Here is a 21036-nt window from a genome sequence, read left to right on the forward strand (position 1 = left end):
ACCTCACAAGTCCTTTTTATTATATTATACTCCTAAATACGAAGAAAAGCCCTTAGAAAATAAATTCTAAGGACTTTGTCTTCAGTCTGAGCAGAGGGGACTCTGCTTTTTTTAATCCGCTGTCACAATTTCTTTATATACATATATTGAAAAAGGTGGTGAGAAAGCGTACAATAATAGTGAAGAAAGGAGTGTTGGTCCATGAAAAAAGTAACGAATTATCTGACTATTCTTGGTCTATTGATTTTGCTATCTGCCTTTTTCCTTGATTACTGGATTCGAGACTGGTTCTTCCCGTCTAGTTGGGGAAACGTGGCGACCATGAAGATTTTGCCTTTGCTAGGGTCATTGATTCTCATCTTGTCGATTTACTATAAAAGCTTTGGACGGGCATTACCAGTATTCTATTGATTATTTCCTTCCCCTTGATATTTGGACTGGGCTATGTTTTCTTTGGTCCCTAGAAGGAGTTTCTCATGAACGTGACACTATTAAAACGGTTAAATCTAGTCTTGTACAGCCTTGCAACTTTTCTCATCGTCATGCAATTTTTACCAGTAGGTCAATTGTTTGATATTGTAAATCTGAATTTCAAACTAACATTTTTCATCATTCCCTTTTTCGGTCTAGCTAGCTTACCAACGGCTATTTACACTAAAAATGTTCGGCAGATATTGTTGAGTGTTATCTTGGTTGCTTTGTATTTTATACTGTTCAGCCTAATAACTGCCCTATCTGGTTTGTTCCACCTTGATTTTTATTCATTCTTTTTCAAATGAGAACTCCGGTGCTAAACTGGAGTTTTTTGCTAGAATTTGCTATACTAAGACCATGACGAAAGCAGATAGTATTTTTAAAGAAAACATTCGTAAGATTATGGAAGAGGGCGTTTTTTCAGAAAATGCTCGCCCACGTTACAAGGATGGAAACGTTGCTAATTCCAAGTATATTACTGGTGCCTTTGCAGAGTATGATTTGGCCAAGGGGGAGTTTCCTATTACCACACTAAGACCAATTCCAATTAAATCAGCCATCAAGGAAATTCTCTGGATTTACCAAGACCAGACCAATGATCTGTCTGTCTTGCAGGAAAAATACGGCGTCCAGTATTGGAATGACTGGGAAGTTGAGGGAACAGGGACCATCGGAGAACGTTATGGTGCCATTGTGAAAAAACACGACATCATTTCAAAAATTCTCAAGCAATTGGAAGAAAATCCATGGAATCGCCGCAATGTGATTTCCTTATGGGATTATGAAGCCTTTGACCAATCCGCTGGTCTCTTGCCATGTGCCTTTCAAACTATGTTTGACGTTCGGCGAGTAGATGGGGAGATTTATCTGGATGCAACTCTAACTCAACGGTCAAATGATATGTTGGTAGCCCATCATATCAACGCTATGCAGTATGTTGCATTACAAATGATGATTGCCAAGCATTTTGGTTGGAAGGTAGGGAAGTTTTTCTATTTCATCAACAATCTTCACATCTATGACAATCAGTTTGAACAAGCTGAAGAATTGCTCCGTCGCACACCATCTGAAGTTGAGCCACGTTTGGTCCTTAATGTTCCAGACGGCACCAATTTCTTTGATATTCGGGCAGAAGATTTTGAGTTGGTGTACTATGAACCGGTTAAACCTCAATTGAAGTTTGATCTTGCTATTTAAGTTGTAGGCTGTTTTCCAACAGCCTATATCTCCAACCTCAAACTGTCTCCCAGACAGTTTGAGCAATTCAAATTCGATTTAGCAATTTAACTGGATTAGCAGTGAAGAACTTCGTTCTTTTACCTCGCTTCTTTATTTTTAGGCTCGGGCTGAAACAGTTCCCCGAACTGTTTCACTTCCAACCTTCAACAGTCTATACTCAGACTTTCGAAGCCAGTTAAACCGCAACTGAAGTTTGATTTAGCGATTTAAGATGAGGGGGCTTTCCAGTCCCCACTAGATTCACATTCTACAAATCTCGGAATCTCCCCTATCTCTGAGGAGTCGGTGATAGTTTCAGCATGATAAAAATTTGCACTAGACCTACTTGGTAAGTGCATTTTTTATGAATTTTTGATAGAATGATAGGACGGAAAGTGAGAGAAAATGACAAAGAAGATAGTTGCAATTTGGGCACAAGATGAAGATGGTTTGATTGGAAAAGGGGATAGACTTCCATGGTCTTTACCTGCAGACATGGCTCATTTTAAAGAAACGACCACTGGTCATACTATTGTAATGGGGCGTGTGACTTTTGATGGCATGGGTAAGCGTGCTCTTCCTAATCGTCACACAATTGTTTTGACGACCGATAAAACCTATCAGGTAGAGAGCGACCGAGTCACAGTCTTACACAATGTAGAAGCTGTTCTAGACTGGTACCATCAACAAGAAGGAACTCTATTTGTACTTGGTGGTGGTCAAATTTTCACTGCTTTTGCACCCTACATCGAAGAATTGATTGTAACACATATTCACGGGCAATTTGACGGTGATATTTTCTTTCCAGAAGTTTTTCCAATGGGAGATTTCCAGTTACAAAGTGAACAATTTCGTCCAAAAGATGAAGCCAATCCAGTTGATTTCATCATAAAAAACTATAAAAGAAGAGAGAAATAGGCATGGAGAGAAGTTTATTCGGTTTGTTTACAGCATTTCTATGTGGAATCTGTGTTCTTTGTGCAATTCAAGCCTTTAAAAAGAAAAGATTTGGTTTAGCGATTTTGTTTCTATTGAACGCTTTTACCAATTTAGTCAATAGCATCCATGCTGTATATGGATTTTTGTTTAGATAAGAGATATGAAAGAGGAGATAAATGGCTGTTAAGCATAACCATGAGTTAATTTATTGCTCATTTTGCGGGAAAAATCAAGAAGAAGTTAAAAAAATTATCGCCGGAAACAATGTGTTCATCTGTAATGAATGTGTGGAGCTGGCTCAGGAAATTATTCGCGAAGAATTGGCAGAAGAAGTATTGACTGACCTGGCTGACACTCCAAAGCCACAGGAATTACTCAATATTTTAAACAATTATGTTATCGGACAGGACCGTGCTAAACGCGCCTTGGCAGTAGCAGTCTACAACCACTACAAGCGGATAAATTTCCAAGATAACCGTGATGAAAGCGATGTTGATTTGCAAAAATCAAACATCCTTATGATTGGTCCAACTGGTTCTGGTAAGACCTTCCTGGCTCAAACCTTGGCTAAAAGTCTGAATGTACCATTCGCCATTGCGGATGCAACTGCCTTGACAGAGGCGGGTTATGTCGGTGAGGATGTAGAAAATATTCTCCTCAAGCTTTTGCAGGCGGCAGATTTTAACATTGACCGGGTAGAACGAGGGATTATCTATGTGGATGAAATTGATAAAATTGCCAAAAAAGGTGAAAATGTGTCCATTACCCGCGATGTTTCGGGTGAAGGTGTCCAACAGGCTCTCTTGAAAATCATTGAGGGAACAGTTGCCAGCGTGCCACCACAAGGCGGACGCAAGCATCCTAACCAAGAAATGATCCATGTGGATACCAAAAACATTTTATTCATCGTAGGTGGTGCTTTTGACGGGATTGAGGAAATTGTCAAGCAACGTCTAGGTGAGAAAATCATCGGTTTCGGTCAAAACAATCGTGCTATTGATGAAAAAGATTCTTACATGCAACACATCATTGCTGATGATATTCAAAAATTTGGTATCATTCCAGAATTGATTGGTCGCTTGCCTGTATTTGCGGCTTTAGACCAATTAACAACCGAGGACTTGGTGCGCATTCTGACAGAACCTAAGAATGCTCTGGTTAAACAATACCAAACTCTCTTGTCTTATGATGATGTGGAATTAGATTTCGACGAGGACGCCCTATTAGCCATTGCCGAAAAAGCAATTGAACGTAAGACTGGTGCTCGTGGGCTACGTTCCATTATCGAAGAAACCATGTTGGACGTTATGTTTGAAGTTCCAAGTCAAGATGAAGTCAAACGTGTGCGAGTGACAAAAGCAGCAGTAGATGGCAAGGAAAAGCCATTGTTAGAAACTGCCTAAAAATGATCATTAGGGGTGATAAGCAATTAGCTTTCTCCCCCTTATTTATGAGAGGTAAAGAATGGAAATCAATACACACAATGCTGAAATTCTGCTGAGTGCAGTTTCAAAGGCCCAATACCCTGATGACGATATCCCAGAAATCGCCCTGGCTGGCCGATCAAATGTCGGAAAATCTTCCTTCATCAATACCTTGCTCGGAAGAAAAAATCTGGCCCGCACTTCAGGAAAACCAGGTAAGACCCAACAGTTAAACTTTTACAATATCGATGACAAAATTCGTTTCGTCGATGTGCCAGGCTATGGCTATGCCAAGGTTTCCAAGACTGAGCGAGCAAAATGGGGCAAAATGATTGAAGAATACTTGACCAGTCGCGATAATTTACGCGTGGTCGTTAGTTTGGTTGATATGCGCCATGAGCCATCGGCTGACGATGTTCAAATGTATGAGTTTTTAAAATACTATGAAATTCCAGTCATCATCGTTGCGACCAAGGCAGATAAAATTCCACGTGGTAAATGGAACAAGCATGAATCCATTATCAAAAAGAAATTGGATTTCGATAAAAATGACCAGTTTGTCGTCTTTTCATCCGAAACCCGCCATGGTTATAACCAGGCTTGGGATGCTATCCTGAGTGAGATTTAGGAGCGAAAATGGAACAAACCTTCATTATCATTAAGCCAGATGCTGTTCAGCGTGGACTTGTTGGGCAAGTCCTCAGCAGAATAGAGCGTCGTGGATTTGTTATTCGTGATTTAAAAATGCTTACGGCAACCGAAGAGCTAATTAGTCAACATTATGATCATTTAACAGACAAGCCTTTTTTTCCGCTATTAGTTGACTACATGACCAGCGGACCAATTATCGCTGGAATAATAGAAGGGCCAGAGGTTATCAGGTCTTGGCGTGATATGATGGGGGCAACAAATCCGGTCAATGCCTTACCTGGAACCATTCGTGGTGACTTCGCGACAGCGCCTATTGAAGGAATTGTGGCCAATGTTGTTCATGGCTCAGACAGTCTTGAAGCAGCCGAACGCGAGATCGGTCTTTGGCTGGGAAAATAGCAGAGCAGACACCTAGTTACTAGGTGTTTTTCTTATGGAAAATTATCACTAAATCTGATATAATGAGGAGTATTACCCTTGTAGAGGAAGAAACATGAATTTAGAAGATTTGAAAAAACGACAGGAGAAAATTCGTAACTTCTCCATTATTGCCCATATTGACCATGGAAAATCAACTCTGGCTGACCGTATTCTTGAAAAAACAGAAACAGTTTCCAGTCGGGAAATGCAGGCCCAGTTGCTCGACAGCATGGACTTGGAGCGTGAGCGTGGGATTACCATTAAGTTAAACGCTGTTCAGCTCAATTACAAGGCTAAAGATGGGGAAACCTACATTTTCCATTTGATTGACACGCCAGGACACGTGGACTTTACCTATGAAGTTTCGCGATCTCTAGCTGCCTGTGAAGGTGCAATCTTGGTGGTGGATGCGGCTCAAGGGATTGAAGCACAGACCTTGGCTAACGTTTATCTGGCCTTGGACAATGATTTGGAAATCCTACCAATCATCAACAAGATAGACTTACCAGCAGCAGACCCAGAACGTGTCCGTCAGGAAATCGAAGATGTGATTGGATTGGATGCCTCAGAAGCAGTACCGACATCGGCTAAGGCTGGTATTGGTATCGAGGAAATCTTGGAGCAAATCGTGGAGAAAGTTCCAGCACCGACTGGTGATGTCGCTGCACCGCTTCAAGCCTTGATATTTGACTCTGTCTACGATCCTTACCGTGGAGTTATCCTGCAAGTTCGTATCGTCAATGGTGTGGTAAAACCTGGTGACACCATTCAGATGATGAGCAATGGCAAGACTTTCGATGTGACGGAAGTGGGGATTTTCACACCAAAAGCAATGGGGCGTGATTATTTGGCGACTGGTGATGTTGGTTACATTGCTGCCTCTATCAAGACAGTTGCAGATACCCGTGTCGGTGATACGGTGACCTTGGCTGAAAATCCTGCCAGCGAGCCGCTAGCTGGTTACAAGCAGATGAACCCAATGGTCTTTGCAGGTATCTATCCGATTGATTCCAATAAGTATAATGACTTGCGTGAAGCTTTAGAAAAACTCCAGCTAAACGATGCCAGCTTGCAGTTCGAACCTGAAACATCGCAGGCCCTTGGCTTTGGTTTCCGATGTGGATTCTTGGGACTCTTGCACATGGATGTTATCCAAGAACGAATTGAGCGTGAGTTTAACATTGACCTGATCATGACAGCTCCGTCGGTAGTTTACCATGTCAATATGACAGACGGAGAGTCTATTGATGTAGCCAATCCGTCAGAGTTCCCAGACCCAACTAAGATTGCCAATATTGAGGAGCCTTACGTTAAAGCACAAATCATGGTACCGCAGGAGTATGTTGGTGCAGTCATGGAATTGGCTCAACGCAAGCGTGGTGACTTCGTGACTATGGATTATATCGATGATAATCGTGTCAATATCATCTACCAAATTCCACTTGCGGAGATTGTCTTTGACTTCTTTGACAAACTCAAGTCTTCTACCCGTGGCTATGCCAGCTTTGACTATGAGATTTCGGAATACCGCTCATCCAAGTTGGTGAAAATGGACATTCTCCTCAATGGTGACAAGGTAGATGCTCTCAGCTTTATCGTCCACAAGGAATTTGCCTACGAACGTGGAAAAATTATCGTGGATAAGCTCAAGAAAATTATTCCACGTCAACAGTTTGAGGTACCAATACAAGCAGCTATCGGTCAGAAAATCGTTGCCCGTAGCGACATCAAGGCTCTTCGGAAGAACGTTTTGGCCAAGTGTTATGGTGGTGACGTTTCCCGTAAACGCAAACTCCTAGAAAAGCAAAAAGCTGGTAAAAAACGGATGAAAGCCATCGGATCTGTCGAAGTACCTCAGGAGGCCTTCCTCAGCGTACTGTCAATGGATGAGGATGAGAAGAAGTGACTTACAAAAGAATCGATTTATATATGAAATTATCTTTTCAAGAGATAATTTCATTATCGAAATAAGTATAGATGAATTGTTTAACAGGAGCTAGTTATGAGCTACTATAGCGCTAAAGAAAAGAGAGAAAAAAAGAAAAGAAGAGATAACTTGCTTCGAGAATTGACACAGGAAGAGCATGATTATTTTCAAAAAAAGCGTTTAAAAATTTTTAAAAAAGCTTACCGTCAAGAAACTGGTTGTGGTTGTTGTGCCGGAATTCTCTTTGGGGGATTACTTTCTTTCATAGGTTTATCTGCAAGTGAAGCAACTTGGCAACAAAAACTACTAACTTTTCTAATTCTTTGGTCCATATTTACTGTCTTTTTTCCACTTTTCAATGTTTGGGAAGCAAAAATTGAAAAGGAAATTGATTTTTTAGAAACAATCATGAAAACCAGATTAGAGACAAGAAAAGAATTGGTCGACAAAATTTACTTTAGTCTAAAACGAGTTGCACAGAAAAAACATATAACTAAGGTAAAAGAAGAAGTCGAATCAGTTTTTATCACAAAGAGGTAAGATTTCGAATTGGAGTAAAGACAGTTGGTTATCAACAAAAAATGAACGTTTTCAAGAACACAACAATGGCCTTGCCCCTCATTGAACGAGGGACAAGGCCGTTGTTTAATCTTTTATTATTTCAATGTCCACTATAGGAAAGTATATCAATGTGCAAGAATGTTTCTCTTATTTACGCTTCATTTCGCCGTGTGGGAAGTAAGTTCCTTCTTTCATGTCATTTATAAAGACGTGAATGGCCTCTTTAGGGGCATTGGTATTGCGTGATACCACCTCGGTCACTTCACGCGCAAGGGCAATTTTTTGTTCTTCCGTGCGTCCTTCAAATAAATCAATACGTACAAATGGCATATGTTTCTCCTTTATTTTGCTAGTTACAGTATAGCATAAATTTTACCTTCTTTCTATAAGTAAGTAATTAACACCACTTACATTTTGTGCTATTCTACAGGTACATAGGAGGTGTTGACTTATGAACTATGTTTATCGTATGATTTTTTCATTCCTACTTGCGAGTCTGTTTTTGCCCAAAGTATATGGCAAGGCCCATTATTGATCTCATTCTCCTTCTTCAGCTTAATCTATGGATGTGCCAAGCTATCCAAGTGGAAACCAAAAGTTGCTAAAATTATTTTTGAGTGTGTCGGAAATTTCTTATCATTACCTTGGTCCTAATAACAAACAAGCTCAATTCGAGCTTGTTTTTCTATTTCCTAAATGGTCAAATTATGATAAAATGGAAAGAGTGAAATTTTAAGATTGGAAAGAGAAAAGTGGCTCAATTATACTATAAATATGGGACGATGAATTCAGGCAAAACCATTGAAATTCTTAAAGTAGCCCATAACTATGAAGAGCAAGGCAAGCCTGTTGTCATTATGACCTCTGCCTTGGACACTCGTGATGCCTTTGGCGTTGTTTCTAGCCGTATCGGTATGAGAAGAGAGGCTGTGGCCATTGACGATGAGATGTATATTTTTGGCTATATCGAAAAGATGGAGCCACGTCCCTATTGTGTCTTGATTGATGAAGCGCAATTTCTCCGCCGTCATCATGTCTATGACTTAGCACGAGTGGTAGATGAATTGGATGTTCCAGTTATGGCCTTTGGTCTGAAAAATGATTTCCGCAATGAACTCTTTGAAGGCTCTAAACACTTATTGCTTTTGGCTGACAAATTGGATGAGATTAAAACAATCTGTCAATACTGTTCTAAGAAAGCCACCATGGTTTTGCGAACGCAAGACGGTAAACCAACCTATGAAGGCGCTCAAATTCAAATCGGTGGAAACGAAACGTATATTCCAGTTTGCCGCAAACATTATTTTTCACCTGAGATTGAATTGTAACCCAAGTTTCTAAATCGAGGGCTGAAGGTACGATTTTTGAAAAACCGAAAACGGGCTAGGTACTGTGCCTGTTCAAGCTGAGTCCTGTGACAACGCGAATAAAACTGAATACGCCTACGACTCTGTGGAAATAGATAATTCTTCCTAGAAACCAAAGTTTCCATGTCAGAATTCCTAATTTCCTTTGAGTCGCTTAACGGCGTTAATATCTTAATAGAACTGAACACGCCCTACAAGTTAACTGGAAGTGTGTTCGGTCAAATATTTAGAAAGGAATTGAATTCGGGCTACGAAACGTGCAAAAAAGATAGTTTTTCCTAGGACGCTTTCGTCCTTCGTCAAAACTCCTATTTTTGCTTTGTTCGTTTAAGGCCCTTAATATCTTAAAATTATGAACATCTATGATCAATTACAGGCGGTGGAAGACCGCTACGAGGAACTTGGTGAATTGTTATCTGACCCTGACGTGGTTAGCGATACCAAGCGTTTTATGGAGTTGTCTAAGGAAGAAGCGGCAACTCGTGATACAGTAACAGCCTACCGTGAATACAAGGTTGTCCTTCAAAATATTATCGATGCAGAAGAGATGATTAAGGAATCTTCTGGCGATGCTGATTTGGAAGAAATGGCTAAGGAAGAACTCAAACAAGCTAAGGCTGATAAAGAGGCTTACGAAGAAAAGCTGAAAATCCTTCTTTTACCAAAAGACCCTAACGATGACAAAAACATCATCTTGGAAATCCGTGGTGCAGCAGGTGGTGATGAAGCTGCCCTCTTTGCAGGTGACCTCTTGACCATGTACCAAAAGTATGCAGAAGGTCAAGGCTGGCGTTTTGAAGTCATGGAGGCTTCTTATAATGGTGTCGGCGGTATCAAGGAAGTGGTTGCCATGGTCTCTGGTCAATCCGTATATTCAAAACTCAAGTATGAATCAGGAGCTCACCGTGTCCAACGTGTCCCTGTGACAGAAAGCCAAGGTCGTGTCCACACCTCAACAGCAACCGTTCTTATAATGCCAGAAGTTGAAGAAGTGGAATATGACATTGATCCAAAAGATCTTCGTGTCGACATTTACCATGCATCTGGTGCTGGTGGACAGAACGTCAACAAGGTTGCGACTGCCGTACGTATCGTTCACTTGCCAACCAATATCAAGGTAGAAATGCAGGAAGAACGGACCCAGCAGAAAAACCGTGAAAAAGCTATGAAGATTATCCGTGCCCGTGTAGCTGACCACTTTGCACAAATTGCCCAAGATGAGCAGGATGCAGAGCGTAAATCTACCATCGGTACTGGTGACCGTTCAGAGCGTATCCGTACTTACAACTTCCCACAAAACCGTGTGACAGACCACCGTATCGGCTTGACCTTGCAAAAGCTGGATACTATCTTGTCAGGTAAGATGGACGAAGTCGTCGATGCCCTTGTTCTCTACGATCAAACGCAAAAACTAGAAGAGCTTAACAAATAATGAATTACGCTCAATTATTTGCAGCATACGAAGAACAATTAGTCGCAATTGGTGAAGAGGCAGAGTCCCTGTCCTTCACCTTTCGTGGCTTAAAGGGATTGAACTTTACAGAATTTCTCCTCCTGCTCCGTCAGGAAGTCACACCGACTGACAAAAAAGAGATTGACGCAATTTTTCAGCAACTTTCCCAACACCGACCTGCCCAATACATAATCGGCAAGGCTGATTTTCACGACTTAGAGTTTGCAGTGGACGAGCGGGTTTTAATTCCAAGACCAGAAACGGAAGAATTAGTTGACTTGATTTTGCAGGAAAATAGCGGAGCAGGTTTGCGTATCTTAGACATCGGTACAGGAAGCGGTGCCATAGCTATTTCCCTTGCAAAAGCTAGACCTGATTGGGAAGTGGTAGCAGTAGATATCTCAGAAGATGCCTTAGAAGTAGCTCAGGAAAATTCTCGAAACAATCAAGTTTCTGTTCAATTCATACAGTCGGATGTCTTGCAAGCTGTGACAGGTCAATTTGATATCATTGTTTCCAATCCACCTTATATCTCACCAGACGACAAGGACGAAGTTGGAGCCAATGTTTTAGCATCGGAACCACATTTAGCTCTGTTCGCAGAAGAAGATGGGCTGGCCATCTATCGACAAATTGCGGAACAGGCAGGGACATTTTTGAAGGAAAATGGAAAACTCTACTTTGAAATTGGCTACAAGCAAGGGCAGGCCTTAACCGACTTACTCGCTCTGCATTTTCCCAAAAAACGAATCCGAGTCCTTAAAGACCAGTTTGGTCAGGATAGAAAGGTCGTGGCAGATGACATTGGATAAACTCCGAACAATTCTCGAGAGTGGTGGTGCCGTTGTTTTGCCGACTGAGACAGTCTATGGGCTTTTTGCCCAAGCCTTGAATGAAGATGCAGTCAATCGTGTCTATCAGTTGAAACAGCGTCCGAGAGATAAGGCCATGAACTTAAATGTATCAAACTTGAACGATATCTATTTTTTCAGTCAAAATCCACCCTATTTTCTGGAAAAACTGTATAATAGATTCATGCCAGGCCCCCTAACAATCATCCTAAAAGCGAACAAAAATGTTCCTTTTTGGGTTAATTCAGGCCTGGATTCCGTTGGATTTCGTCTACCAAATCATGAAAAAACGCTACGTTTAATTGCGGAAACCGGTCCTCTAATCGGACCGTCAGCCAATGTTTCTGGACAGGAAAGTGGTACGGAGTTTACAAAGATCCTGTCACAATTCTCCGAAAAATTAGAAGGAGTGGCTGATGACAATGCCTTAACGGGCATTGATTCTACTATCTTGGACCTTTCTGGACCAAAAGCACGAATTTTACGCCAGGGAGCGATTAGTCGTGAAACTATCATGAAAGAAGTACCTGAGATAGAATTTGAATAGTTAATTTAGTCGCATTATACTGAAACTGCAGCAAGCACGGTGTTTTTACGAGCATTTGGGATATAAATCTGACAAACTGCACTATTGTTTTATCAAGCACTTATAAAGGAGTACCGTAAATGATTTTTGACAAAGTAGACTACAAAGAATTTGATACAGAAGTTTGGGAAGCTATTCAGGCTGAAGAAAAACGCCAACAGAACAATATCGAATTGATTGCATCTGAAAACGTCGTTTCAAAAGCTGTTATGGCTGCCCAAGGTTCTATTCTGACTAACAAATACGCTGAAGGTTACCCAGGTCGTCGTTACTATGGCGGTACGGAATGCGTCGACGTTATCGAAAGCCTTGCCATTGAACGTGCAAAAGAAATCTTTGGTGCCCAGTATGCCAATGTTCAGCCACACTCAGGTAGCCAAGCCAATTGCGCAGCTTACATGGCCTTGATCGAGCCAGGTGATACTGTCATGGGTATGGACCTGTCAGCCGGTGGTCACTTAACCCACGGTGCTGCAGTAAGCTTCTCAGGACAAACCTATAACTTTGTGGCTTACAACGTTGACGAAGAAACTGGTTTGCTTGACTATGATGCTATTTTAGAGCAGGCAAAAGAAGTGCAGCCTAAACTGATTGTAGCAGGTGCTTCAGCCTATGCTCGTACCATTGATTTTGCAAAATTCCGTGAAATCGCAGATGCAGTTGGTGCTAAATTGATGGTGGATATGGCCCATATCGCTGGTCTTGTAGCAGCTGGCCTCCATCCAAACCCAGTTCCTCACGCTCATATCACAACGACTACAACCCACAAAACCCTCCGTGGACCTCGTGGTGGCTTGATTTTGACTAATGATGAAGCTCTTATCAAGAAAATCAATTCTGCCATCTTCCCTGGTATCCAAGGTGGTCCGCTTGAGCATGTTATTGCTGCGAAAGCTGTTTCCTTCAAAGAAGTCTTAGACCCAGCCTTTAAAGATTACGCTCAAAAAATTATTGACAACAGCAAGGCTATGGCAGAAGTCTTCCTTGCAAATCCAAATTTCAAGGTGATTACAGGCGGTACAGACAACCATCTCTTCTTAGTTGATGTGACCAAAGTCGTTGAAAACGGAAAGGTTGCTCAACATCTCCTAGATGAAGTAAATATCACCCTAAATAAAAACTCAATCCCTTACGAAAAACTCTCACCATTTAAGACCAGCGGTATCCGTATCGGTTCTGCAGCCATTACTGCCCGTGGTTTTGGGGTAGAAGAAGCACGTAAGGTTGCTCAATTGACTATCAAAGCACTTGAAAATGCTGAAAACGAAGCAGTTCTTGAAGAAGTCCGTCAAGAAGTCCGTGCTTTGACAGAACAATTCCCACTTTACGAAGGTTTATAATGGATATATTTGTAAAAAAAGCTATTATACATCAATTTAGTCCTGATGACACAGAGCTGGTCCTTGCCGACCAGCTTTTGACTGTCAGTCCCAAAATTGAAGAATACTTGCGCAAGAAAATCGAGCGTGTGTTTTCTGATGAAGCCAAAACCGGACAGTTTGAGCCAGATAGTCCTTTTCTTGATTATTTAAAAGAGGATTTACTGACCAATTCTATCAAGATTGCTGATCTATGGAAAGAAGAATTTTCTATCTCGGAAAATCTCAAGACCAATGACCTTATCTTCATCGAGTTTGAGAGAAATGGTGTGGAGCATTTTGCCTTTCTGAGAATTGCCCTGCGTGAAAACCTGGCCCACGTTGGTTCAGAAAGTGACAGTCCTCTTAAAATCACCCAAAACAATCTACCAGGAGCAGGCTCTACGCCAGATGAAGCCCTAGTTATCAATTTACAGACGCGCAAGTATTATTTGATTGAAAAAAGAATTAAGCATAATGGAGCCTTTCTCCATTACTTTTCTGATAATCTCTTGCAGGTAACGCCAGCCATTTCTGCAAAAAAATCAATCAAAGCAGTAGAACAGACCGCACAAAAGATTGCTGATAATTTTCACCAAGGAGATTTTCAATTTCAATCCAAGGTCAAGTCTGCTATTTTCAACCATTTGGAAGAGGACAATGAGCTATCTCCAGAAAAATTAGCAGACCAGCTTTTTGATAACAATTTGACTGCTCGTTTGAATTTTGTTGATCAATTAAAAGAAGTTATTCCAGAAAAGATTTCCTTCGATGAGATTGATAGCAGTCGGCAATTGAAAAAATTTGAGAACCAGAAACTCTCGCTCTCAAATGGTATTGAGTTGATTGTTCCTAATGCCGTCTATCAAGACGCTGAATCTGTAGAGTTTATCCAAAATGATAATGGAACTTATTCCATTCTAATCAAAAATATCGAAGACATAAAGAGCAAATAAATGAAAAAACTAATAAGAGCGACTAGCCTTATCGCCCTTGCTTTTCTACTAGTAAAAACCTTCCAGACCTATCAGAATGTCAAGCAAGTTATGACCTATCAGGCTATGGTTCAAGAAGTTCTAGCAGAGAACGATACCAGGGCCAATGAAGAACTTGTCTTGGCAATGATTTACATAGAAACTAAGGGGAGAGAAGCGGATGTTATGCAGTCCAGTGAATCTGCAACAGGCTATACAAATACCATTACTGATAGTAAGGAAAGTATCCGCCAAGGAATAGTCTATTTATCAGAAAATTTACGCTTAGCAGAGGAAAAAGGAGTTGAGATCTGGACTGCTGTCCAAGCCTACAATTTTGGACCTGCCTATATTGATTTTGTGGCAGAAAACGGTGGCGACCATACCCTAGCTCTAGCCGAAGAATATTCAAAAACAGTAGTAGCTCCTAGTCTTGGAAATACAAGTGGAGAAACCTATACCTATTATCATCCAATTGCCCTCCTCCACGGTGGCAAACTCTATGTAAATGGTGGAAATATTTACTACGCCAGACAGGTTCGCTTTAATATGCACCTGATGCGTTTGATGAATATCTTTTAACAATCGAGAAAATTTCTGGGTTGTTTTTATTTTCCTGCTAAAAAATGATATAATGATTGTATAGACAGAATGAGGAATGATTGATATGAGAAATTGCATGGTTACTGGTGCAACCAGTGGCATTGGAAAAGCCATCGCCTACGCTTTCGCTAAGAACGGTGATAATGTCATTATTACTGGCCGCAGAAAAGATAAATTAGATGACATCAAATGTGATATTGAAGAAAAATACGGGGTGCAGGTTTACGTTTACTCTTTTGATGTTAGAGAAAACGACCAAGTTATTGCTTCTTGTCAAAAGATACTGCAAGAAGTGGGCCAGGTTCATATCTTGGTGAACAATGCAGGTCTAGCCTTGGGCTTGGATAAATTTCAAGACTATGACTTAACCGATATGATGACCATGATCGATACCAATATAAAGGGCTTGTTAACTGTTACACGTCAGATAATGCCACATATGGTCAAATATAACCAAGGCCATATTATCAATATTGGCTCTACTGCTGGGATTTATGCCTATGCTGGCGCAGCGGTCTATGCTGCTACAAAATCAGCGGTTAAGGTCCTATCTGATGGCATTCGGATTGATACAATCGATAAAAATATCAAGGTCACAACCCTGCAACCAGGTATTGTTGAAACTGACTTTAGTCAGGTTCGTTTCCATGGTGACAAGAGAAGGGCAGCAGGAGTTTATCAAGGGATTGATGCCTTACAGGCTGAAGATATTGCAAATTGTACCCTATTTGTAGCCAATCAGCCTCAGCACGTTCAGATTTCAGATATGACCATTATGGCTACTAAGCAGGCCACTGGCTTCACCATCCATAGAGAATAGGAGGACAACATGAAAAAGAATTATAGCCTAATTTTAGTAAGTATTTTGACTTTGTCAACTCTTTTTGCATGTAGTCCTGATAAAAATCAAGCAAGTTCTAGTTCTTCTACCAGTTCAACGACAAGTGTATCCAGTTCTTCGAGCAGTGGTGTGACCGCTCCTTCAAGCTCGGCAGAAGTTGCCACCATTCTTTCCATGGATATTGATTCACTTATGCAAGGGAACTATGATAGCATCATTGGAAAATGGCAGAATAGTCGTGGAGAAAGCTTGGTATTCAATATCAAGGGCTTGGTTGCAGACAGTCAAAATTTATTAGGACGTGGAAAAATCACTGAGGGAATTTTTGAAATGGGCTACATTGATAATGATATCGGTGAAGTTAGTTTAATGATGGTCCCTAAGGATACTACCCTCAGCCAGTCCCTTTATTCAGCTGGGGCTGATCCAACCGATACAACACGGGATCGTATTTTGACTAAGGTTGGAGAGGCAGAACTGGATGTGGATGCCTTTTACCGTGTCAGCAATACGTCTAGCGAGGGTATAGATCCTCTCAAGAATACAGAAACTGGTATTCAACTAGAAAGTGGTCCAAAGACCATCGAATATGCTAATTCTATTCTTGGTGAGAATAATTGGCGAGTAATAGAAGGGAATTATACACGGACGGAAACCATTCCATATAATGTCTTAGAAGGCAATGACAACACTCACTATTCTGTCTATCAAAACGGTGTGATTCTTAATGCAAATTATCAGATTGTCTATCAACCCTAGGGATAGGTACACATCTTGGCATCATAAGGCTGGGCATAAAGTCCAAAGACACTTCTCAGAGTTCGTGTCAACATCTCAGCGCAGTGGTTGATTGGCAGATTTGTTCGTGTTTCACACTCCAAATCTGACCATTACGACTGTTGCGAACAAAGTTCGCTCTATTTTCAACCTCAAAAGGTTCACTGAACCTTTTGAGCTGTGCGGGGGTGGGAGTGAAACAGTCTGGGGATAGACTGTTTCAGCTCAACAACTGGAAATAAGGACTTGTTGACGAACTCTTTTTTGACTAGTCGAGTTCTTTCCCACTCCCTTATTTTATGCGCAATTTGGCTGCTTGCTTTTGTTTTTCGATGATACTGAGGAAGGCGGCGAATTCTGTGTCTAACCGTTTTTGGTAGCTTTTGTTTTGTATGATGAGATTATCCAAGAAAATGGGAAAGGAGCCTTTCTTATAAAGTTCTCCCTGGAAAAAGTAGCGTTCAGACAGCTTATCTACCGAAACTATTGAGGAACGCCATCGACTTTTTCTGGAATGAGATGGTTTCCAGGATATTTTTAACTGTTTCTCGTAAAAATACCAGCCCATGATATAGATTTTTGTTTCTCGATTTCTTTTATTGTCCTTGTAGTAACAAGGTACAGCATAAACATTTCCCCTATTTGTCTGTAAAAAGGGATGAAAATCTCTAATTTTTTCGTATTCTTTACGGGGGACCAGATTTAATTGACTGGTCTTGTCAATTTTCTTCTCATCAATGGTATAGGAATAACGGTAGGGGTCATAAATCGTTGAACGTTCACGTAGTCGATACTGCTCTGCTATTTCCTTAAAAACAGATAGGTGTCCGTAATGTTCAACTAAGTTAGCAAGGGCAATTCCCCTCTGATTGCTATTTTTCTCTATGGTAAGGATTTGGCAAGTAGGCCAGGTGCTGACAGGAACAGCCCCCAAACCAACCAAAAGATTGTCTTTATGAAAATGACTAGCAAAACGTGCCTCGTGAGTGTGACCAACTTCACTATTCAAATCAACAAACACTGCTTGACCCTCCTGCTCAAAAACAACGATATAATTTTCGGGTCCTTCCCAATTTTCACTAATAGGTAGGTTATAAAAATGATGAAAATGGGGTAATGCGAGCAATTTTCCAAGTGTCATAGTTTTCATATGATTAGTATAGCAAAAAATATATTTCAAATCCAGACAAAAGTTTAATTTGTTAAACAAAAAGCTGTAAAGTCCATCCCAACGAAAGGAGAGTAGGGGATGGACAGTAGATTATTTCTGACTCTTGCTCAGTGCATTGGGTTCAAACCCTTCAAAGATTTGCAGGTCAAACATGGATCTGTTCTTTTCATACTCTTGTGGATTTTTGACTGCGTAGCAAATCAAAGGAATACCGAAAATAACCTTCATTAGTCGCAGACTAAGATTATTTTGGTAAAGATGGTCATAGGCGGCAATGTCTGGTCTAGCTATTACATTGGACAATAAATGCAGTACGACTGTATAAAGTTTTAAATAATAATGATTGAAGCAAGTGGAAATTGGAAGTTTTTTTGTTACAAGAAACCCGTAGAAAATTAGCTTTCTACGGGTTGTAGTTATTCTTTCTTCATAGCAACAGGTAAAACAGTCTATCCCCAGACTGTTTTACTCCCACTCAACTGTTGCTGGTGGTTTGCTGGTGATGTCATAGACGATGCGGTTGACGTGATCGACTTCGTTTACGATGCGGACGGAGATTTTCTGTAGGACTTCCCACGGAAGTTTGGCAAAGTCAGCTGTCATACCATCGACAGAAGTGATAGCACGAATGGCAATGGTGTAGTCGTAGGTGCGACCATCTCCCATAACTCCTACGGAGCGAACGCCAGTATTGACCGTAAAATACTGCCAAACATCGCGGTCAAGCCCAGCTTTAGCGATTTCTTCTCGCAAGATAGCGTCGGATTCACGAACAGTCTGGAGTTTTTCCTCGGTAATCTCACCCATGACACGAATGGCAAGACCTGGTCCAGGGAAAGGCTGACGCCACACAACTTCATCAGGCATACCAAGAGCAGTACCAAGAGCACGAACTTCATCCTTGAAGAGAGTATTGAGTGGCTCAATCAGCTTGAACTGCATATCTTCTGGCAGACCGCCAACGTTGTGGTGGGACTTGATGGTTTCAGCTGTGTCCGTACCAGACTCGATGATATCCGTATAAAGCGTTCCTTGAGCCAAGAATTCCACATCGGTCAACTTGCTAGCTTCATCGTCAAAGACGTAAACAAATTCATTACCGATGATTTTACGTTTTTTCTCAGGGTCAGATACGCCAGCAAGGAGGTCTAGGAAACGTTTAGCAGCATCAACGCGAATAATATTGAGACCGAACTTGCCACCCAACATCTCCATTACCTGATCGCCTTCGTTTTTACGAAGAAGACCGTGGTCAACGAAAATACAGGTCAATTGGTCACCGATAGCGCGTTGGAGAAGGACACCGACAACAGATGAGTCAACACCGCCTGAAAGACCAAGAAGAACTTTCTTGTCGCCAACTGTTTGGCGGATTTTCTCGATTTCAGTCTCGATGAAGTTTTCCATTGTCCAGTCGCCCTTAGCTCCACAGATACCAAAAGCAAAGTTTTTCAAAATGTCATTGCCATATACCGAATGACGAACTTCTGGGTGGAATTGGATACCGTAGATTCGGCGTTCAGTGTTTTCAATAGCGGCAAAAGGACAGTCAGCAGATAGACCAACCAAGTGGAAACCTTCAGGGATTTCCGTTACGGCATCACCATGGCTCATCAGAACCAATTGCTCTTCAGGTGTGTTTGCAAATAAGGATGATTCAGCTTTCAATTGGAGATTTGATTGACCATATTCACGGTTTCCAGCTTCGCCAGCAGGTAGTACCTTACCACCCAATTTATGCGTAATCAACTGCATACCGTAGCAAATTCCCAAGACAGGAATTCCTAATTCAAAGACTTCTGGGTCAATATCAAAGGCATTTTCAGCGTAGACAGAGTTTGGACCACCAGAGAGAACGATACCAATCGGATTGATGGCACGAACTTCTTCAGCAGTAATCTTGTGATTTTTCAATTCAGAAAAGACACCAAACTCACGAATGCGGCGTGAGATGAGCTGATTGTACTGGCTACCATAATCCAATACAATAATTTTTTGGACATCTTGTTTTGTCATGTTTTTCCCTTTCGTTTTGAAAATAATTCAAATACTGTTACTTATTTTATCATAAAAACGAACATTTTCCAAACTATATTTGTTAAATATCTGTTTTGCAAACTATGGTAGATTTTTGAAAAAACAGCGTTCGTATTTTTCTGTTTTTTACTGATTTTGTTATAGGTAAATTCTGATGATTGTTTGTCTAGAAAGTTTTTGCAGATAAAAATCGGTCTATATTGGTCAAATTTCGGATATTTTGATAAACTAGGAGTAAGAAAGGCTAATCAGATGAAAGCAACATATATTACCATTCATGATAAATTAAAAGAACAGATTGACAAGGGAGTTTGGGCAGTAGGACAACGCTTACCCAGTGAGCGCGATTTGGCTGACGAGTTTGGCGTTTCACGGATGACCTTGCGCCAGGGCATTACCCTGCTGGTCGAAGAAGGGGTACTTCAACGTAAGGTAGGTTCAGGAACCTATGTGGCAAGCACTCGGGTCCAAGAAAAGATGCGTGGAACAACCTCTTTTACTGAATTGGTACAACTCCAAGGGAAAATGCCGAGCAGTCAGTTATTGTCCTATATTCGTACCAAACCAAATGAGAAAGAAGTTGAGCAACTTGCTTTAGGTAAGGGGGAATACGTTATTCGGATGGAGCGGGTTCGCTATGCTGATAATGTCCCTGTTGTCTATGAGGTAGCCAGCATTCCCGAACGCTTGATTAAGAACGTACCCAAGGAAGAGGTAACCAACCATTTCTTCAAAACCCTTATCGATAATGGCTACCGGATTGGAACAAGTAAACAAACCATTTTTGCTAGACTGGCTAATGAGAAGGTTGCCAAATATTTAGAAATTTCGAAAAATCAAGCTATTCTAGCTTTAAGACAGGTTTCTTATCTGGAAGACGGACAAGCCTTTGAGTATGTCAATAGCCAGTATGTTGGTGAACGCTTCGAGTTTTATCTGGAGAATAATTAGCTATGTTTTCCTATTTTTGCAACATAACATAAATTATGTAAACACATCTGTTTTCTAAATACGGAAGCAGATGTTTCTATTTATTTAAGACGGAATTTTTGATATAATAAAGCTTATGGAAATTGAAAAAACCAACCGAATGAACGCCTTGTTTGAATTCTATGCAGCCTTGCTGACAGATAAGCAAATGAACTACATTGAGCTATATTATGCAGATGATTATAGCTTGGCTGAGATTGCTGAGGAATTTCAAGTTAGCCGTCAAGCGGTATATGACAATATTAAACGAACAGAAAAATTGCTGGAAGATTATGAGATGAAGCTGCATATGTATTCTGACTATGTGGTGCGTAGTCAGATTTTCGATGAAATACTCACTAAGTATCCAGAAGATGCTTATTTGAAGGAAAAAATCGCTATTCTAACCAGTATTGATAATAGAGAGTAAGAGGA

Annotated in this window: 25 protein-coding genes; 20 read left to right on the top strand and 5 right to left on the bottom strand. The window is 40.9% G+C overall.

The annotated features are described in order from the left end of the window. The first annotated feature begins 201 nt into the window (after positions 1-201). The 9 genes from RFK25_RS06505 to RFK25_RS06545 all read left to right on the top strand — a co-directional run bounded on the left by RFK25_RS06505 (position 202) and on the right by RFK25_RS06545 (position 7593). Entirely contained in the window at positions 202-411 is a 210-nt protein-coding gene (locus tag RFK25_RS06505) for a hypothetical protein (protein ID WP_332412437.1), read from the top strand. A 65-nt stretch (positions 412-476) separates the two neighbouring features. Next, positions 477-779, top strand: a complete 303-nt coding sequence (locus tag RFK25_RS06510; protein WP_332412439.1) for a hypothetical protein — start codon at positions 477-479, stop codon at positions 777-779. Between the two features lie 52 nt (positions 780-831). After that, positions 832-1671, top strand: a complete 840-nt coding sequence (locus RFK25_RS06515; protein WP_332412441.1) for a thymidylate synthase — start codon at positions 832-834, stop codon at positions 1669-1671. Positions 1672-2097: 426 nt separating this feature from the next. Further along, positions 2098-2610 carry a dihydrofolate reductase gene (locus RFK25_RS06520; protein WP_332412442.1) on the top strand — a complete coding sequence of 171 codons (513 nt, stop codon included), beginning with the start codon at positions 2098-2100 and terminating at the stop codon, positions 2608-2610. 197 nt (positions 2611-2807) lie between these two features. Continuing rightward, positions 2808-4034: an ATP-dependent Clp protease ATP-binding subunit ClpX gene (gene clpX / locus RFK25_RS06525; protein WP_332412444.1), complete on the top strand. Its 1227-nt coding sequence runs from the start codon at positions 2808-2810 to the stop codon at positions 4032-4034. Positions 4035-4095: 61 nt separating this feature from the next. Beyond that, on the top strand, positions 4096-4683 hold the full coding sequence (gene yihA / locus RFK25_RS06530; protein ID WP_332412445.1) for a ribosome biogenesis GTP-binding protein YihA/YsxC: 588 nt from the start codon (positions 4096-4098) through the stop codon (positions 4681-4683). An 8-nt stretch (positions 4684-4691) separates the two neighbouring features. Next, positions 4692-5105, top strand: coding sequence for a nucleoside-diphosphate kinase (gene ndk, locus RFK25_RS06535; protein ID WP_332412447.1), 414 nt, complete (start codon positions 4692-4694; stop codon positions 5103-5105). A 94-nt stretch (positions 5106-5199) separates the two neighbouring features. Then, on the top strand, positions 5200-7032 hold the full coding sequence (gene lepA / locus RFK25_RS06540; protein WP_332412448.1) for a translation elongation factor 4: 1833 nt from the start codon (positions 5200-5202) through the stop codon (positions 7030-7032). A gap of 96 nt (positions 7033-7128) precedes the next feature. Beyond that, positions 7129-7593 carry a hypothetical protein gene (locus RFK25_RS06545; protein WP_332412449.1) on the top strand — a complete coding sequence of 155 codons (465 nt, stop codon included), beginning with the start codon at positions 7129-7131 and terminating at the stop codon, positions 7591-7593. A 168-nt stretch (positions 7594-7761) separates the two neighbouring features. Here RFK25_RS06545 and RFK25_RS06550 read toward each other — a convergent pair whose 3' ends face one another. Then, complete coding sequence (locus RFK25_RS06550) at positions 7762-7944, bottom strand: 4-oxalocrotonate tautomerase (protein WP_024413156.1); 183 nt, start codon at positions 7942-7944, stop codon at positions 7762-7764. A 422-nt stretch (positions 7945-8366) separates the two neighbouring features. Between RFK25_RS06550 and RFK25_RS06555 the strand changes: the two genes are divergently transcribed. The 9 genes from RFK25_RS06555 to RFK25_RS06595 all read left to right on the top strand — a co-directional run bounded on the left by RFK25_RS06555 (position 8367) and on the right by RFK25_RS06595 (position 16406). Next, positions 8367-8942: a thymidine kinase gene (locus RFK25_RS06555; protein ID WP_332412452.1), complete on the top strand. Its 576-nt coding sequence runs from the start codon at positions 8367-8369 to the stop codon at positions 8940-8942. A gap of 391 nt (positions 8943-9333) precedes the next feature. Then, the gene (gene prfA, locus RFK25_RS06560; RefSeq protein WP_029998270.1) at positions 9334-10413 is read left to right on the top strand and encodes a peptide chain release factor 1; all 1080 of its coding nucleotides are present in this window, start codon (positions 9334-9336) and stop codon (positions 10411-10413) included. Beyond that, positions 10413-11246, top strand: coding sequence for a peptide chain release factor N(5)-glutamine methyltransferase (gene prmC, locus RFK25_RS06565; protein WP_332412453.1), 834 nt, complete (start codon positions 10413-10415; stop codon positions 11244-11246). Before prfA ends, prmC begins: the two co-directional genes overlap by 1 nt. After that, the gene (locus RFK25_RS06570; RefSeq protein WP_332412455.1) at positions 11233-11832 is read left to right on the top strand and encodes an L-threonylcarbamoyladenylate synthase; all 600 of its coding nucleotides are present in this window, start codon (positions 11233-11235) and stop codon (positions 11830-11832) included. The genes prmC and RFK25_RS06570 overlap by 14 nt, the downstream gene beginning before the upstream one ends. A 119-nt stretch (positions 11833-11951) precedes the next feature. Next, complete coding sequence (gene glyA, locus RFK25_RS06575; RefSeq protein WP_332412456.1) at positions 11952-13211, top strand: serine hydroxymethyltransferase; 1260 nt, start codon at positions 11952-11954, stop codon at positions 13209-13211. Continuing rightward, positions 13211-14185, top strand: coding sequence for a nucleoid-associated protein (locus RFK25_RS06580; protein WP_332412457.1), 975 nt, complete (start codon positions 13211-13213; stop codon positions 14183-14185). Before glyA ends, RFK25_RS06580 begins: the two co-directional genes overlap by 1 nt. Next, a complete protein-coding gene (locus RFK25_RS06585; protein ID WP_332412458.1) occupies positions 14186-14785 on the top strand; it encodes a lysozyme family protein in 600 nt (199 codons plus the stop codon). Positions 14786-14870: 85 nt separating this feature from the next. Next, on the top strand, positions 14871-15626 hold the full coding sequence (locus RFK25_RS06590; protein ID WP_443035556.1) for an SDR family NAD(P)-dependent oxidoreductase: 756 nt from the start codon (positions 14871-14873) through the stop codon (positions 15624-15626). Between the two features lie 9 nt (positions 15627-15635). Beyond that, positions 15636-16406 carry a DUF6287 domain-containing protein gene (locus tag RFK25_RS06595; RefSeq protein ID WP_332412460.1) on the top strand — a complete coding sequence of 257 codons (771 nt, stop codon included), beginning with the start codon at positions 15636-15638 and terminating at the stop codon, positions 16404-16406. Here the strand turns inward: RFK25_RS06595 and RFK25_RS06600 are convergent. From RFK25_RS06600 to guaA, 4 genes are all read right to left on the bottom strand, one after another. Further along, positions 16403-16528, bottom strand: coding sequence for a hypothetical protein (locus tag RFK25_RS06600; RefSeq protein ID WP_332412463.1), 126 nt, complete (start codon positions 16526-16528; stop codon positions 16403-16405). The genes RFK25_RS06595 and RFK25_RS06600 overlap by 4 nt on opposite strands. 188 nt (positions 16529-16716) lie before the next feature. After that, positions 16717-17574 carry a hypothetical protein gene (locus tag RFK25_RS06605; protein ID WP_332412465.1) on the bottom strand — a complete coding sequence of 286 codons (858 nt, stop codon included), beginning with the start codon at positions 17572-17574 and terminating at the stop codon, positions 16717-16719. A gap of 111 nt (positions 17575-17685) precedes the next feature. Continuing rightward, complete coding sequence (locus tag RFK25_RS06610; protein ID WP_332412466.1) at positions 17686-17898, bottom strand: hypothetical protein; 213 nt, start codon at positions 17896-17898, stop codon at positions 17686-17688. Positions 17899-18060: 162 nt separating this feature from the next. Continuing rightward, positions 18061-19611, bottom strand: a complete 1551-nt coding sequence (gene guaA / locus RFK25_RS06615) for a glutamine-hydrolyzing GMP synthase (protein WP_332412467.1) — start codon at positions 19609-19611, stop codon at positions 18061-18063. 273 nt (positions 19612-19884) lie between these two features. Here guaA and RFK25_RS06620 point away from each other — a divergent pair, with 273 nt between their 5' ends. Next, entirely contained in the window at positions 19885-20583 is a 699-nt protein-coding gene (locus tag RFK25_RS06620; RefSeq protein WP_332412470.1) for a GntR family transcriptional regulator, read from the top strand. Positions 20584-20698: 115 nt separating this feature from the next. Further along, positions 20699-21031 carry a putative DNA-binding protein gene (locus RFK25_RS06625; RefSeq protein WP_024378637.1) on the top strand — a complete coding sequence of 111 codons (333 nt, stop codon included), beginning with the start codon at positions 20699-20701 and terminating at the stop codon, positions 21029-21031. Positions 21032-21036: the final 5 nt, after the last annotated feature.

It is taken from the genome of Streptococcus sp. SS-4456 (genome assembly GCF_036680365.1).
Taxonomy (GTDB): Bacteria; Bacillota; Bacilli; order Lactobacillales; family Streptococcaceae; genus Streptococcus.

Bases quoted from the DNA above. Each gene is read 5' to 3' on its own strand.
- RFK25_RS06505 (WP_332412437.1), top strand. From the start codon at position 202: ATGAAAAAAGTAACGAATTATCTGACTATTCTTGGTCTATTGATTTTG.
- RFK25_RS06510 (WP_332412439.1), top strand. From the start codon at position 477: ATGAACGTGACACTATTAAAACGGTTAAATCTAGTCTTGTACAGCCTT.
- RFK25_RS06515 (WP_332412441.1), top strand. From the start codon at position 832: ATGACGAAAGCAGATAGTATTTTTAAAGAAAACATTCGTAAGATTATG.
- RFK25_RS06520 (WP_332412442.1), top strand. From the start codon at position 2,098: ATGACAAAGAAGATAGTTGCAATTTGGGCACAAGATGAAGATGGTTTG.
- clpX (WP_332412444.1), top strand. From the start codon at position 2,808: ATGGCTGTTAAGCATAACCATGAGTTAATTTATTGCTCATTTTGCGGG.
- yihA (WP_332412445.1), top strand. From the start codon at position 4,096: ATGGAAATCAATACACACAATGCTGAAATTCTGCTGAGTGCAGTTTCA.
- ndk (WP_332412447.1), top strand. From the start codon at position 4,692: ATGGAACAAACCTTCATTATCATTAAGCCAGATGCTGTTCAGCGTGGA.
- lepA (WP_332412448.1), top strand. From the start codon at position 5,200: ATGAATTTAGAAGATTTGAAAAAACGACAGGAGAAAATTCGTAACTTC.
- RFK25_RS06545 (WP_332412449.1), top strand. From the start codon at position 7,129: ATGAGCTACTATAGCGCTAAAGAAAAGAGAGAAAAAAAGAAAAGAAGA.
- RFK25_RS06550 (WP_024413156.1), bottom strand. From the start codon at position 7,944: ATGCCATTTGTACGTATTGATTTATTTGAAGGACGCACGGAAGAACAA.
- prfA (WP_029998270.1), top strand. From the start codon at position 9,334: ATGAACATCTATGATCAATTACAGGCGGTGGAAGACCGCTACGAGGAA.
- prmC (WP_332412453.1), top strand. From the start codon at position 10,413: ATGAATTACGCTCAATTATTTGCAGCATACGAAGAACAATTAGTCGCA.
- RFK25_RS06570 (WP_332412455.1), top strand. From the start codon at position 11,233: ATGACATTGGATAAACTCCGAACAATTCTCGAGAGTGGTGGTGCCGTT.
- glyA (WP_332412456.1), top strand. From the start codon at position 11,952: ATGATTTTTGACAAAGTAGACTACAAAGAATTTGATACAGAAGTTTGG.
- RFK25_RS06580 (WP_332412457.1), top strand. From the start codon at position 13,211: ATGGATATATTTGTAAAAAAAGCTATTATACATCAATTTAGTCCTGAT.
- RFK25_RS06585 (WP_332412458.1), top strand. From the start codon at position 14,186: ATGAAAAAACTAATAAGAGCGACTAGCCTTATCGCCCTTGCTTTTCTA.
- RFK25_RS06590 (WP_443035556.1), top strand. From the start codon at position 14,871: ATGAGAAATTGCATGGTTACTGGTGCAACCAGTGGCATTGGAAAAGCC.
- RFK25_RS06595 (WP_332412460.1), top strand. From the start codon at position 15,636: ATGAAAAAGAATTATAGCCTAATTTTAGTAAGTATTTTGACTTTGTCA.
- RFK25_RS06605 (WP_332412465.1), bottom strand. From the start codon at position 17,574: ATGAAAACTATGACACTTGGAAAATTGCTCGCATTACCCCATTTTCAT.
- guaA (WP_332412467.1), bottom strand. From the start codon at position 19,611: ATGACAAAACAAGATGTCCAAAAAATTATTGTATTGGATTATGGTAGC.
- RFK25_RS06620 (WP_332412470.1), top strand. From the start codon at position 19,885: ATGAAAGCAACATATATTACCATTCATGATAAATTAAAAGAACAGATT.
- RFK25_RS06625 (WP_024378637.1), top strand. From the start codon at position 20,699: ATGGAAATTGAAAAAACCAACCGAATGAACGCCTTGTTTGAATTCTAT.